Origin of the sequence: Alloacidobacterium dinghuense, assembly GCF_014274465.1 — a bacterium.
Taxonomy (GTDB): domain Bacteria; phylum Acidobacteriota; class Terriglobia; order Terriglobales; family Acidobacteriaceae; genus Alloacidobacterium; species Alloacidobacterium dinghuense.
The window spans coordinates 3395641-3409018 of record NZ_CP060394.1 but is presented as its reverse complement, the minus strand read 5'-3'; the positions used below and the strand labels follow the sequence as shown (position 1 = coordinate 3409018).

At 54.4% G+C, this 13378-nt stretch carries 9 protein-coding genes; 1 reads left to right on the top strand and 8 read right to left on the bottom strand.

What is annotated here, in order from left to right; all coding sequences use genetic code 11:
* Nucleotides 1–9: 9 nt before the first annotated feature.
* The 4 genes from H7849_RS13975 to H7849_RS13960 form a co-directional block, all read right to left on the bottom strand.
* Entirely contained in the window at nt 10–2148 is a 2139-nt protein-coding gene (locus H7849_RS13975) for a S9 family peptidase (RefSeq protein WP_186740066.1), read from the bottom strand.
* A 149-nt stretch (nt 2149–2297) separates the two neighbouring features.
* The gene (locus H7849_RS13970; RefSeq protein WP_186740064.1) at nt 2298–5129 is read right to left on the bottom strand and encodes a TonB-dependent receptor; all 2832 of its coding nucleotides are present in this window, start codon (nt 5127–5129) and stop codon (nt 2298–2300) included.
* Between the two features lie 214 nt (nt 5130–5343).
* Nucleotides 5344–6747: an amidase gene (locus H7849_RS13965; RefSeq protein WP_186740062.1), complete on the bottom strand. Its 1404-nt coding sequence runs from the start codon at nt 6745–6747 to the stop codon at nt 5344–5346.
* A gap of 89 nt (nt 6748–6836) precedes the next feature.
* Nucleotides 6837–7229 (bottom strand): hypothetical protein, encoded by a 393-nt coding sequence (locus tag H7849_RS13960; protein WP_186740060.1) that lies wholly within the window; start codon nt 7227–7229, stop codon nt 6837–6839.
* A gap of 340 nt (nt 7230–7569) precedes the next feature.
* On the opposite strand from H7849_RS13960, the gene H7849_RS13955 reads away from it, so the two are divergent.
* Complete coding sequence (locus H7849_RS13955) at nt 7570–8796, top strand: metal-dependent hydrolase family protein (protein ID WP_186740058.1); 1227 nt, start codon at nt 7570–7572, stop codon at nt 8794–8796.
* A 141-nt stretch (nt 8797–8937) separates the two neighbouring features.
* Here H7849_RS13955 and H7849_RS13950 read toward each other — a convergent pair whose 3' ends face one another.
* The 4 genes from H7849_RS13950 to H7849_RS13940 form a co-directional block, all read right to left on the bottom strand.
* Nucleotides 8938–10770 (bottom strand): FtsX-like permease family protein, encoded by a 1833-nt coding sequence (locus H7849_RS13950; RefSeq protein ID WP_251106266.1) that lies wholly within the window; start codon nt 10768–10770, stop codon nt 8938–8940.
* Nucleotides 10752–11546, bottom strand: a complete 795-nt coding sequence (locus H7849_RS26465; RefSeq protein ID WP_222439647.1) for an ABC transporter permease — start codon at nt 11544–11546, stop codon at nt 10752–10754. The genes H7849_RS13950 and H7849_RS26465 overlap by 19 nt, the downstream gene beginning before the upstream one ends.
* 1 nt (nt 11547) lies before the next feature.
* The gene (locus H7849_RS13945) at nt 11548–11913 is read right to left on the bottom strand and encodes a PadR family transcriptional regulator (RefSeq protein WP_186740056.1); all 366 of its coding nucleotides are present in this window, start codon (nt 11911–11913) and stop codon (nt 11548–11550) included.
* A gap of 154 nt (nt 11914–12067) precedes the next feature.
* Nucleotides 12068–13270, bottom strand: coding sequence for a serpin family protein (locus tag H7849_RS13940; RefSeq protein ID WP_186740055.1), 1203 nt, complete (start codon nt 13268–13270; stop codon nt 12068–12070).
* Between the last annotated feature and the right edge of the window lie 108 nt (nt 13271–13378).

Sequence of the window (13378 nt, the reverse complement as noted above, 5' to 3'; positions counted from 1 at the left end):
CATCGAGTGCTATTTACCCAGTTTGCCGCCTGACGCAGAGTCCGGTTTCATCAGGTAGCGATCAAAGAATTCCTCGCTTCTCGTCCAGGCATCGCGTAGTACGTATGCTCTTCGGAAAAAATGAATTTCTCCCGGATAGATGGCCATGTCGAATGGCTTGCCGAGCTTTTCGAGAGTGTCGATGACTTTGAGGGACTCCCAGAGTGGGACGTTCGCATCGTTTGTACCTTGCAGCAGCAATAGCGGCCGCGCCAGCTTATCTAAATGCTTGACGGGAGCAGAGCGATCGTAAAGCTCCGGATCCGTCACTGGTGTCTCGCCGAGGCGTCCGAGGATGAGCCCTCCTGTAGTCCAGCTTTCCCAGTCGCCTACACCTGCTGCATTGATGCCACATCGAAAGAGCGTCGGATCGGTTATTAAAGACTGCATCGTCATGAAACCTCCATAGCTTAGCCCCCAGATGCCGATACGATCCGGATCAACGTAGCTAAGGGTCTTGAGATAGTCTGCACCCGCATTCACATCCTGGGTTTCGCCGCCACCGAGATCCCTCGAAGTACCGGTGGCCCAGTCCCGGCTATATCCAGAGCTGCCGCGATAGTCGGGCGTGAGAATGACATAACCTTGTTGCGCGAGATACTGATCCATGGCGTAGTACATGCGGTAGTAGCCTGGGTGCCACGCGAGGTAGTTTTGATCGGCGCCCGAACCGTGAACCCAGATGATAGCCGGGTGTTTCTTCGAGCGATCGAGATGTTTATCGACAATCAACGTCGCTGGAACCTGCTTCCCGTCGGCGCGGCTCGGGTAGTGAACCGCTACAGGCGCCGTGAGATCTTCAGGGAGTAGTCCGGGCGGAAGGGAATTCGTAAGTCGGGTCGGCTCTGATCCGGCTTTTGCGGAGATGGAATACACCTCAAGTGGGTGTTCCACCGCGCTGCGCTCGTAGACCAGCATCGTGCCGTCGGGAGAGAATTCCGGAGCGCGATTAACGCCATGCTGAGTAACAATAGGCTCAATGCGCCCATCGTCGACGGAGGCAACAGAGATAAAGCGCTCCATCTGGTTGCCCTCTGCACTGTGCGTGAAGGCAATCCGTTTGCTGTCTGGGGACCACGCGGCGTAGCCGTCACCAAAATTACCTTTGCTGATTTGTCGGGCCTGCGATTCGGATGTCGCGTCGATCGGAATCACATAGAGGTGAGGCCATCCGCTTCGATCGCTGATGAATGCGATCCACTTCCCATCCGGAGAGGTGACATCCATTGCTCCGTCCGCCGACGAAATCCAAGCGGGGTCATGGTCCTTCCAAAGCGTGCGACTCTCGCCAGAGAGTGACGTAACCTTAAGCTCCATCGTCTTGTGATCTGGAGAAAATTCCTCATGCACAATCGATGGTCCTGCTGCCCATTGCTTGTCGGTGGAACCGTAATTGCGGGCGGAAACTGGAATCCACATTGGCTCCGCGGCATAGCTGTAGACGGAGACGATGCCGATGCGATCATCCCAGCTCAAGCTGCGGAAGACTTTCATGAGGTTCCCGTTGTAAGGAAGCGGTTCAGGCACTGACTCATGTCGAGCAGCGTCGAATGCCACATATAACCCATCGGGGGAAAAAGATGGGTCGAATGCCCGAAGGCCCTCCGGCATATGCGTGAGTCTGCGTCTGGTGTGTGCGCGAAGTGACCCAACCCACACATCGTCCTTTTGTACAAAGGCAATTTGTTGCTTATCGGCGGAGAGCGAAAAACTGCTGACGCCCTGATAGCCTGGCAGCGGTTCTGGCTTCCGCGTAGAGGTTGAGACGACCCAAAGCTGATCGCCTTTGCTGAAGATAATTTCCTCGGCAGAAGACCATTCAAAGTGGCCGATGTCAGATATAAGAAGATCGGGGTCAACGGGAAAGTCAGTTAGCGCAACGGGCGGAGAACCTGCTCTGACTATAAACAGATCTTGCTTGCCGGCCGCGTCCCACAGGAAAGCGATGGTCTTGCCATCAGGTGACCATCGAGCCTCACTTGGGTACTTGATGTCTGCGATTCGATCGATTGTGATACTTCCCCGAGGCTGCTGTTGAGCAACGGTCGTCCGGAGAGGACACAGAGACACTAAAAGTAAAAGGCAAGCAGGATAGAGTCTCATAATCATTTGTGTGAATCTCCTCATGCGTGGATCATGACGCGGCAGTGGGTCTCGTTTTGCAGATCATTTGAAAGGCGCGCTTAGCAACGATTGTCATCTGTCGTCGGTCAGCGCGCCACTTTTAGAGGACTGTTCCATTCGCGCAAGCCCCTGAGCTAGAAGCTGAAGCGTAATCCAAAGCGGGCAATGAACGGGTTGAGTTGATTCGTTGGTTTTTCGAAACTGCTGCCACCGGTTGGGACCTCACTGATCACGGTGTTGGCATTTGTGATGTTGAAGAGGTCGACGATTGGTTCAAGGTTGAACCTGTCGCCAAGATGCGTTGGACGGGAAAGACGCAGGTTAAATATATCTACATTGGGAAGACGGATTTTGCCGATTTGTTCGCCAATCACCGATACCTGCCCCTGATTCAGGTTCTCGAAGATTGCTGTTGGAGGTCCGTTGTTTGGATCGAGAGGATAGCCAGTGTAGTGCTGATAGTTGATGCCAAGAGCAATGGACCATGGAAATGTGTAATTGCTCAGTACCTTGAACATCTGGGTCGCGTCGTAGTTCAAAATCGAATTCTTGCGATTGATTTCATTGTTTGGATTGTTGAAATCATCTGTGAGGCCACGGGTATAAGTTCCCTTCTGCTGCTGAATTGTGTAGCCCGCGAGTACTTGCCAACCCTTGCTCATTCTCTTTGTTACCGTGAACTCAACCCCGTTGTAGTGGTTTGAATTGAGTTCCGAAATATTCGTAATTAAGTAGTTGGAGAGGCCGACGTCCGCGGGATTCAGATTGTAAAGTGTGATGGGCTGACCGGTGATGGAGTTGATGAGCGGATTTCCGCTGTTATCGACGGAAGTGGCCGTGTAGTCACTCGTAGGATTAGCGAGGTTCACACCTGCGAACTGGTTCTTGATGTTGCGAAAGTAGTAGTTGACGCCGACCATTACGGATGAAAAAACCTGCTGCTGATATCCAACGTTAACTTCGTTCGTATACGCGCGCTTCAGGTTTGGATCCACTGAGGTGACGACGCCACCGGACGCGGCAATTAGGTTTGCTGGAGATTTCCATTCGCTAGGCTGCGGAATACCATCGCCGTTTGTGTCGTTCCAGGTATAAACCTGCGTACTCAGGCCGTTTGGATTGATCTGCTCAGCGAGGCCGGCACCTTCGATGATGTCGAACTGCCCGAAGTACGCGCGGATTACGGATCGTCCCTGACCTGTGAGATCGTATGCGGCGCCGAGACGTGGACGGAAAGTATTCCAGGTTGCGATATTTGGAGATTGCGGAAACGTGCGCTGTGGGAAAAGGTCGGGGAAAGTAGCTGCCGGGCTTGATTGAGCAGGATAAAACGTATTGAAGTGATCGTACCGAACGCCGAGGTTGAGAGTAAGTTTGCGCTTTACAGTGACGGAGTCTTGAGCATAAGCGGCTGTCTCGTGATAGACACTTCTGACGTTCACAGGCGTGTTGTATGCAATTACCTCAATTGGCTTGCCATCGTTGTAGAGCGCATTGATACCTTGATTGACCGTGTAGTTGTAGCCATTCTTGTTGTCCGAAGTGTCGACGCCGAATTTAAAAGTGTGAGAGCCACCCCACATGTGGCCCTTATAGAATGACACACCTTCTGCGAAAGCAAAAACGCTGGCCGGATTCACAAAAGCATAAGGCGGTGCGCCTGTCTCCGTTGATAATGTCACGTCCTGACGGTTCAATGCGGTGACTGGAGTTTCAGGCTGATTCTCTAGAGGAAATACCTGGTGCAGATAACCGAACCGCGTGTCAAAGAGCCAATTGCGGAAGGTGCTTGTCCATTCCGCCTGTAAAATGTACGCCGGTTCGATCTGGCGCCAGGCGGCATCAGCACTCACAAATGCATAAGCGGTATCACGTCGGAAGAACCTATTTTGCTCGTTATACCACCAAACAAAGTCCAGATGATTGTTCTTTGAAAGTTGATAGTCGCTTCGAAGCGTGACGTTACTCTGGTGATTGGGATCGGTGGTCGGCGTGCCGTCTGGATTAGTAATTGACAGGACGCTTTCCTTGAGGTCATAGAGACGCCATGAGCCGAAGATCCACCATTTGTCCTTTAGAATCGGCCCTCCGAGATTTGTAGCAATGTCTCTCGCCATGATGAATGGCGTGCCGGAAGGCACGGGAACCCCATCATAGACAGGATCAGAGATTGTGGCTTGTGTGCCTGCCGACTGGTAGTAGAAGGCCGCGAGGCCGTGCATCTGGTTAGCGCCTGATTTGGGAACCAGATTCATGTATACACCGCCGACGGCAACGTCTGCGGGCGCGCTATCCGTTACAACTTGAAGCTCTGAAAGAGAATCATTGTCGACATAGAAAGATGTATATCCGCCTGTCGATCCGGGCCAGTTGAGACGCAGGCCGTTGAAACTATAAACCTGATCTCCAGGAAGACTTCCATGGACCTGCATTACTGACTGTTGAAAGCTCTGGCTGCCAGCGACGTCAAAGTCGCTTGATGCTACCCCTGGCGCCTGCGCGACCGTAGAGAACGTGTCACGGCCACTAGGAACATTTTGCAAGAGTGCATCATCAAACGTCGTGCTTGACGTGTTGTTCGTCGTGTCGACGACAGGGGCTGCAGCCGTAACCACTACAGACTGCTCGCTGGTCCCGATCGCCAGTTCGGGACTTATCGTTGCCGTAAATCCAGGCGTAATCGCGATATTTGACTGCACCTCAGTCTTAAATCCTGAGACAGTGAAAGTTAGTTCATAGGTTCCAGGCGGCAATGAGTCGAACAGATAACTTCCGCTCACACCGGTCGTGGTTTTGCGGGGTGTCATCAGAGCAGGACTCGTGGCGGAGATAGCAACATTCGGTAATGCACCGCCGGAGGCGTCTGTCACGACGCCTTTTATTTGCCCGGTAATTGCGACTTGACCAAGAGTGAATGAGGAACAGACACTCAGGAGAAACAGAAGTAAGAAGACCCTCTTCGTCATGACCTCTCCTTAGGCTTGTTACTAGGTGGACCGTTGGTATAGCGATGATGAAGTCTGCAGGCTCTGCTTCAACGCTTGGAACGTGGTATTGCTAGAACCGCAGTAAAGAGATGGGGCAGCTAACCGCATGAACGAATCGCTGAGCGTGCAGTACAACCCGCATCACAACGCTTTTAGCAACATCCCCAAATGAAGTCCCGCGTGTGCCCTCTACCTAAAGAGCAGGGTGCTGCAGGTGCCAATCTGTGTGGCTCTGGTACAGTCGTGCGGCTTTTAGAACAACCGCATCGTTCAACGCCCGTCCCATGATTTGCATTCCGTAGGGAAGTCGAGCCGTGCTGAAACCACAAGGAACACTGATTGCCGGCAAGCCGCAAAGGCTCGAAACTCCGTCCGGTGCCCGACGGTCCATGTGGAACTTTCTCCCAGCCGCGGGATCGTCTGGATCTTTGTCCCTCAACGGCTGCGCTGCAGTTGGCTGCGCTGGAGAAATCAACACGGCGTAGCGGTCGAACATCGCGTCCGCTGTGCGCTGCAGCATGAGCCGGACACGCTGGACATGAAGGTAATCCGTGACAGAAAACTGTTCGCTCACATAGCCATTAATCTTGCCGAGTGGATCAGTAAGATTCTGGCAGCCGCCGGACTGTATCAAGTGCCCGAACGCGCTGGCTGCCTCCATAAGGATTGTCAATTCCGCGGCTTCTTCAAAAGGGCCATCCGGAAATTCGCAGGATTCGACTGTCGCGCCAGCTTTCTCAAAGACAGCGCATGCTTCGTCGACAGCCTTGTCAACACCGGTATCGCTCTTGCCGTAAACATTCGTGAGACGCCCAATGCGGAAAGTGCCATTCACGCTAGGCTCGGTCTCATGGTAGGAGAAGGGTTGCGCGCTGCTGCTGACCGAGTCGTGATCAAGCGGATCGTGGCCTGCTAGAACGCTCAACACTAGTGCGCAATCATCCGCAGTACGCGCCATGGGGCCCAGCTTATCCATGCTGTATGCAATTGCCATCGAGCCGTAGCGGCTGATGCGGCCAAAACTGGGCCGCAGTCCTGAAACCCCACACCATGAAGAGGGGCAGAGAATGGAACCGCGTGTATCCGAACCGAGAGCCCAAGGCGCGAGGCCGGCGGCGACAACGGCACCTGAACCACTCGACGATCCACACGTCCAGCAGTCGGGATTCCATGGATTGCGGGCCGGACCAGTGAGAGATGCTTCGCCTGAGCTATAACCCAGCCCACCGGCCAATTCGATCATTGCTGCTTTACCCAACAGGACGGCTCCAGCCTCGTTGAGGCGCTCGATCACAGTCGCGTTGTAGTCGAAGCTCTGATGAGCATAGGGCACAGCTCCCCAGGTGGTGGGATATCCCTTTACAGTCACAAGATCTTTGACGGCGTAGGGAACTCCGTGGAGAGGTCCGCGATGCTTACCTGCCTTGATCTCTGCGTCTGCCTGTTTAGCTTGACTCAATGCGAGATCAGCAGTGAGAGTTGCAAATGCATTGAGGCGCGCGCCGATGGTGCGGCTGCGTTCAAGGTATCCCTCTGTCAGTTCGACAGAAGAAAGCTGGCCTTCGCGGATAGCGTTGCCGAGCGCTCGAACCGACATGAAATACGTTTCCTGCGGGAGCATGGAGCCCTCTAGAAACCTGCTGAACTGAATTCGCTATAAGAAACGCGTGCCTTTGCGAAAGCTATTTAGACTTGTTTGTCGGCTGATGGCTGATTTGCGTCATAGACTCGCAGCGTGCACGCTGATACGTCCCCATTTTGGACCACGAACGATCTGATCGATGCGAGCATGTGTTGGTTGGTGGCGAGAATTTCTACGGTCTTCCGCTTCTCCTCTAGGGAGAGCCTTTGTCCATAAACCCTTAAGACGTTCGAGTATCTCGCACGGACTTCATCCCAATCTGCAACGGACATATCATCTGGTTTCAAACCTATATTTGCTTCTGCCTCCCCATCCTTCGCCGTTTGCCCATCGGCGATCGGACAAAGAGTGCCAGCAAGGCCCGCAACCAAACTGCCGGCAAACCTTCTTCGAGTTACCGCACCATCGTTGCGGCGCTCTTCATCACGAATATGCATTTCGATGAGCTTCGCTCCTTCAGATCGTTAGTCTGCAGTGCTGACACAAATTGCAGGAGGGTTGAAGTAGGCAATAAATTGAACAGAATTATATACAATAATAAATTCATGTCAACGTATATTTAAGAACCTCATAGGGGACATCGACACCGAACGCTTAGTTATCATCTGATGCGAGTCGGGACGCCTCATGCAAAAAGATGCGTTCTGATCGATGCAAGCGGTGAAGGTCATAGCCAAGCAAGAAAGTACGCTCGCTATAATCGCGGGAATTATAAACGCGGTTCTGATGCGATCACGGTTCACCGGGTAATTTCAAAACTCCAGGGGATCGAGTATTATGCAGACACTGCTATTGAATGCGACCATCATCGACTCCACGGCGCCCGAGCCAAGATCTGGAAACATTCTGATCGAAGACGGGATCATCCGTGACCCCGAAGCAAGATCATCGTTCGCGAAAGATTGCCAGGTGATCGACGTCAAAGGCCGGACAGTCATGCCGGGCCTGATTGACTGTCATGTGCACGTCGTTGCAAGCACCATGAATCTGGCTTTGAATGCGCAATTGCCTGCGGCAACCGCTGTATTGCGTTCGGCGCAAATCATGAAGGGGATGCTGGAGCGGGGATTCACAACCGTTCGCGATCTTGGCGGTGCTCCCTATTCGCTAGCAGAGGCTGTTGCGCAAGGGCTGACGCCTGGCCCCAGACTGATCGTCTGCGGAAAGGCGCTGTCGAAGACAGGAGGGCACTCAGACAGTCGCCCGAGGTATGACACATACGATGCGACCCGATGGGGGAGCAACTTCGGGGCGCTCGGTCGTGTCGCCGACGGGGTAGAGGAAGTGCGGCTTGCCTGTCGTCAGGAGTTGCGCCAGGGAGCTGCTTTCATCAAAGTGATGGCGAATGGAGGTGTGGCGAGCCCCACGGATCCGATCAACTGGTACGGCTACACGGTGGACGAATTGAAGGTGGCTGTCGAAGAAGCCCGCGATTCCAAGACGTATGTTGCCGCGCATCTCTACACAGCGGAAGGAATCGTCAGGGCGCTCGAATGCGGCGTGCATTCACTTGAACACTGCAATCTCATTGATGCTCATGCGGCACAAATGGCCGCAAAGGCAGGGGCTGTGGCGGTGCCCACACTCGTAACGTACGAAGCGCTTGCACAGGATGGTCCGTCGTTGGGATTTCCAGCCGATTCGATTGCGAAGATCGAGCATGTGAGGAAGGCTGGCATTGATAGTCTCTCGATTCTGAGCGATGCAGGAGTCTCCATCGCCTTCGGGACCGATCTTCTCGGCGAAACGCATGTTCGACAATGCGAAGAGTTCTCCATTCGCGCTCGTGTTTTGCCTGCCGCAGAAATACTGGCCAGCGCTACCACGGTAGCGGCGAAACTCGTCGGCATGGAAGGACGCTTGGGACTGATCACGGAAGGTGCGATCGCGGATCTTCTCGTGGTCGACGGTTCGCCGCTTGAAGATATAACCATCTTGTCGAATCCGAAAAAGAATCTGCTTCTGGTGATGAAGGAAGGGGTTATCTTTCACCGGAGGTTGTAAAGGCGAGTTCGGTGGGTTCCTTTTGATCCATCGATCGAGTTCTAAGCAATATGAAAGCCAACGTCTAGAGTTTCGCAAATAAGCATCAACCATTGCGGTTTTCCAAGGGTCACCATTCCAAACCGCGCTATAGAGCAGGAACTACTCGGCGCGTAGGGCCTCCACAGGGTTTACAGATGCGGCGCGACGCGCGGGCAGGAAGCTTGCCGCCATAGACGCCAGCATGAGCAGGAAAGCCACTCCACCGAGAGTGAATGCATCCCACACCTCTACGCCAAACAACAGCTTGCGAATTAACATCGACGCTCCAATCGAACAGACCAGACCGATGGCAAGCCCGGTGACGGTCAGCCATAGCGCTTGTCGGATGATGAGCGCGTAAACTGAGCTGCGTTGCGCGCCCATCGCCATGCGCACGCCTATCTCGCGCGTCCGCTGGCTTACTGCGTAAGCAATAACTCCGTAGAGCCCCACTACGCCAAGTGTCAGAGCCATCGCTGCGAATCCGCTCACGAGCCACGCCGAGAAGCGGTGCAGCAGCGCCGCTTGCGTAGTGCCAATCTTCTCGTCCATCGTCGCCTCGTCGGATACTCCCAGGTTAGGGTCGATCTGGCGCAGTGCGCTTACCAATGCAGGCAGCAGCGCTCCTGCGTCCTGGGATGTGCGCACTGCCAGACTGAAAGAGTGATCCCGCGTCTGGCTGAGGGGGAAATACTCCGTAGGTAAGATGTTGGTATCAAGCGGGCCCTCGCGAAAATCTTCTATTACGCCTACGATCTCCCACACGCTTTCGCGCCCGCCCTCGTCATCGGCTATCCTCTGGCCAACGGGGTCATGGCCAGGGAAATATTTTCGCGCCAATGCCTGATTGATCAGAGCTACGCCGGGCTTCGAAGCGTCGTCTGTTTCGGCAAAGAAGCGTCCTCGCACGAGCCTCACCTTGAGCGTGGGCAGATACTCCGCGCTCACATGACGCTCGTTCACTTCGTTGTGTTCGCCGTGAAACGGCCTGCCCGGGAACTGGATCCTATCGGTCGGGCAGTCACATTCCACAGGGAGCATGCTGGTGAGGCCTGTCGACTCTACGCCCGGCAGGCTTGAGATGCGGCGCCCGATGTCCCGGAAAAGCCCAGTTGTCTGTTCGTCACTTTTATAAGCTGTGCCCGGCGCCATCACGCGCACAGTTGCCAGGTGGGCTGCCTCGAATCCTAGTGGCACGTGTAAGAGGCGATAGAAACTCTGCCCAAGCAGTCCTGCGCCCGCCAGCAGCACTACCGCGATGGCTAATTCCACGACGACGAGGTTTGCTCCCAGCCTGCGCCAGAGCAGGCCCACTGCGCCACGATCCCCATCTGCCAGACCATCACGCACCTTCTGAAACGAAAGCCGCAGTGCCGGGGTGATCGCCAGCAACAGAGCGGCCAGCAAGGCAACAACGGCGGCAAATGCGCCTGTGTGCGCGTTTAAGCCAACGCCTCCCAGAAACGGCATATTGGACGCCATATCCTTGGGAATCAGATTTGCCAGAAGTCGCATGAGCCCCGCAGCAACGATTACGCCTGCAATGTCCCCAATGGCGGCAAGTAAGAGTCCCTCAGTGAGGAATTGCTGCACCATCCGCGCTCTTGTTGCGCCCAGTGCGCCTCGCACCGCGATTTCGCGTCTGCGGCTTTCGGATCGTACCAGCAAAAGACTAGCCACGTTGACGCACGCGATCAGCAATAGGAGGCCGGCTCCGCCGAGTAGCATCAATAGAATGGGCCGCACATTGCCGACAGCAATCTCCGTGAGAGGCACGACATTTGCGCTCAAATCGCGACCAACAATGCCATATTGACGCTGGAGTTGCTTTGCGATTGCCATCATCTCAGCCTGCGCCGATTGGACGGTGACCCCATCCCGCAGCCGACCAACTCCTAGAAAGGCATAGAACGTCCGTGAGTGTTCGTGAGGGCTCAACTCATTGACCGGCACCCAGAATTCTGCGTTACCGCTGAATGCGAGGAAAATGATCGGGGCAAAACGCCGATAATCGCATATGCGTGATTGTCCAGGTCCACCGTCTGCCCGACTACGTTCGGCTGAGCACCAAAGCGATTGAGCCATGCTCCATAACTCAGTATTGCCACATTCGGACCGCCCGGCCGGTTCTCGCCAGGATAGAAGTCACGCCCCAGCATGGGATGCACGCCGAGCGTTTGAAAAAAGCCGCCGCTCACGCGCACACCCTGCACTGGCTCCACGGCGGAGTTGGTGCGCAGAAGGTAGCCGCTCGGAGCGTAGGCAGAGAGCGAACTGAAAGATTTGTTCAGGGCTTGCCAGTCAAGAAAATCCGGATACGAGAGTGGCCAAAGCGGCGATTCAACGTTGCTTTCGTTGACTGACATCAGGCGCGCGGGATTCGAGTACGGAAGCGGTTCCAGTAGTGCCGCATCCGCAAAAGCAAAGATGGCCACACTCGCACCGATACCCAGAGCCAGCACGAGAATCGCAGTGGCGGTGAACCCCGGGTGTCTCGCAAGCTGGCGAATGGCAAACTTAATGTCGCGGGCAAGATTGTCCAACCACACTAGGTGGCCTCTCAGATAGAAGCGCTCTCGGGCCGTCTGCACATTGCCGAACTCGATCCTTGCCCTGCGGCGCGCCTCATCCTCGCTCAGGCCTTCACTTTGCAATTCATGGGCTTCGAGTTCCAGATGCGCCTTGATCTCGGCAGCAAAATCATCCGCATTCCGCCTACGTCTGAACATGTTAGACCTCCTCGCCGCTCGGTCCCCCATCCAGGATTAAGCCCATTGCTCTTGTCAACCGCTGCCATTCGCTCGTCTTCTGTACGAGGTGCTCGCGGCCTTTTGCTGTCAGCGAATAGAACCTTGCTTTGCGGTTGTTTTCGCTTACTCCCCACTTGGCGCTGATCCACTTCTTGTCTTCGAGTCTCTGCAGAGCCAGATAGAGTGAGCCATGGTCGACTAAAAAGACTTCTTCCGATTGACGCTGTATGGATCGAGCTATGCCTTGACCGTGGCGTGGTCCCAAGACAAGAATTTTCAGAATGAGAAGGTCCAGCGTGCCCTGCAACAGCGCGATACGGTCATCGTTGCTCTTTTGGGTCGTCATCCGACATGAGAATAGGATTTCTCGGGTCGGATGTCAACATGAATCCATGGGACTTGCTCCGAGTCGACTATTCAGAGCTGTGCTTCGAGGCCGGATTTCTCATTCATGGCAAAGGATTTTCTTCGCCTCCCTGCATAGTCCCGTTCAGGTCTGGCTAGCTTATGGGCTTTCCGATTGAGCCGGTGAAGATGATTTGACCATTCCGTTCGTCGCGAATCGCGAGAAAGAATGGGTGGTCGACAACCATGTGGAAGGGTGGTGGCTCGATTCTGATTGCTGTGGCGCGAATGCCAACGCTTGTCGCAGCGGCAGCTTCGGTTCCTTCCTCGTCGACCTTCAGGAACGAGGCGTGTCGCACTTCGCTGATTCTCAGGTGAGGCGGAGCTTTGCAGATGCCTTCGAAATTCGCGTGATCGCTGAAGGCATTCCCCATACCGAGTTTCGTCAAGATTGCATTCAGTGTCGCGTCGTATGTAATCGTGAAGCGCGGCAACTCGATTGTTCCCCGTTGTGGATGGAGGGACGACACGATCTTCGTAAATGCATCCGCAGTCAATTGTTGAAGAAACGATTGCATTGCGGTGTCATTCTTGGGTAAGACCACATACATCGCAAATGTGCCGTCGGCATAGGGTAAACGAATCGCTTCCAGCCCCTCAGCATTGCTGTACCCGTATTCAGCAGTCTGTTGCATGATCTGCACTTTACTTAGGGTGCCGTTCGCCATTTTGAAGTCATGTGGTTGCGTGACTTTCGGATCAAACTGCATCGTCCATTTACCTTTGAACGCAATTGCATTCGTTAGTAATGCGACGGTCGAGGGATCAACCTGATCGAGAATCTTTGGAATGCGATCATTGGTGTGTTTGGCGACCCAGGCATTGATCGTTTCTACCGCTGATGCCTTTCGAAAGTCCAGATTTTCGGCTTGGGCGCTATACGCAGCCTGGAGTGTCTGCCTAAAGGATGGGTTTACTGGAATATCTTGCTGTAGCCAGAGTGCATTCGCCATGGAGAGTTGTACGGCCGTTGTCCCGGCGATCTGCTCTTCAAGCGCACGATTGGCAGCATTGAAGGTCTCGACGGGTTGCCCGTCTGCATGCAAAGTTTGTAGGATCGCCTGCCGAGTCGCTCCGCTTGCGCCATTGGATGTCATAGCCAACGCAACCGCGATGTTGGTGGGCGAAACGAAAATGTTCTGATCAGACTTGTTCGACGCCAATTCCCGCAGCACATCAAATCCAAATTGTGCGTACGGCTGAGAGAGCACATGTGTATCGATGGATGAATTAGGTGCAGGCTCACCGCTAGCTCCGAACAACAGGCAAGCCATTGCGACGAACAAGCACTTCATCATGACGCTGCTCCCTATATTAGACCTGGCAGAACACCGGACGAGAGCGAATTGTCTTCAGCTCTTGAACGTTGATTCTAGAGTGCTCGCCTGCTATGAGGTGATGCAAGC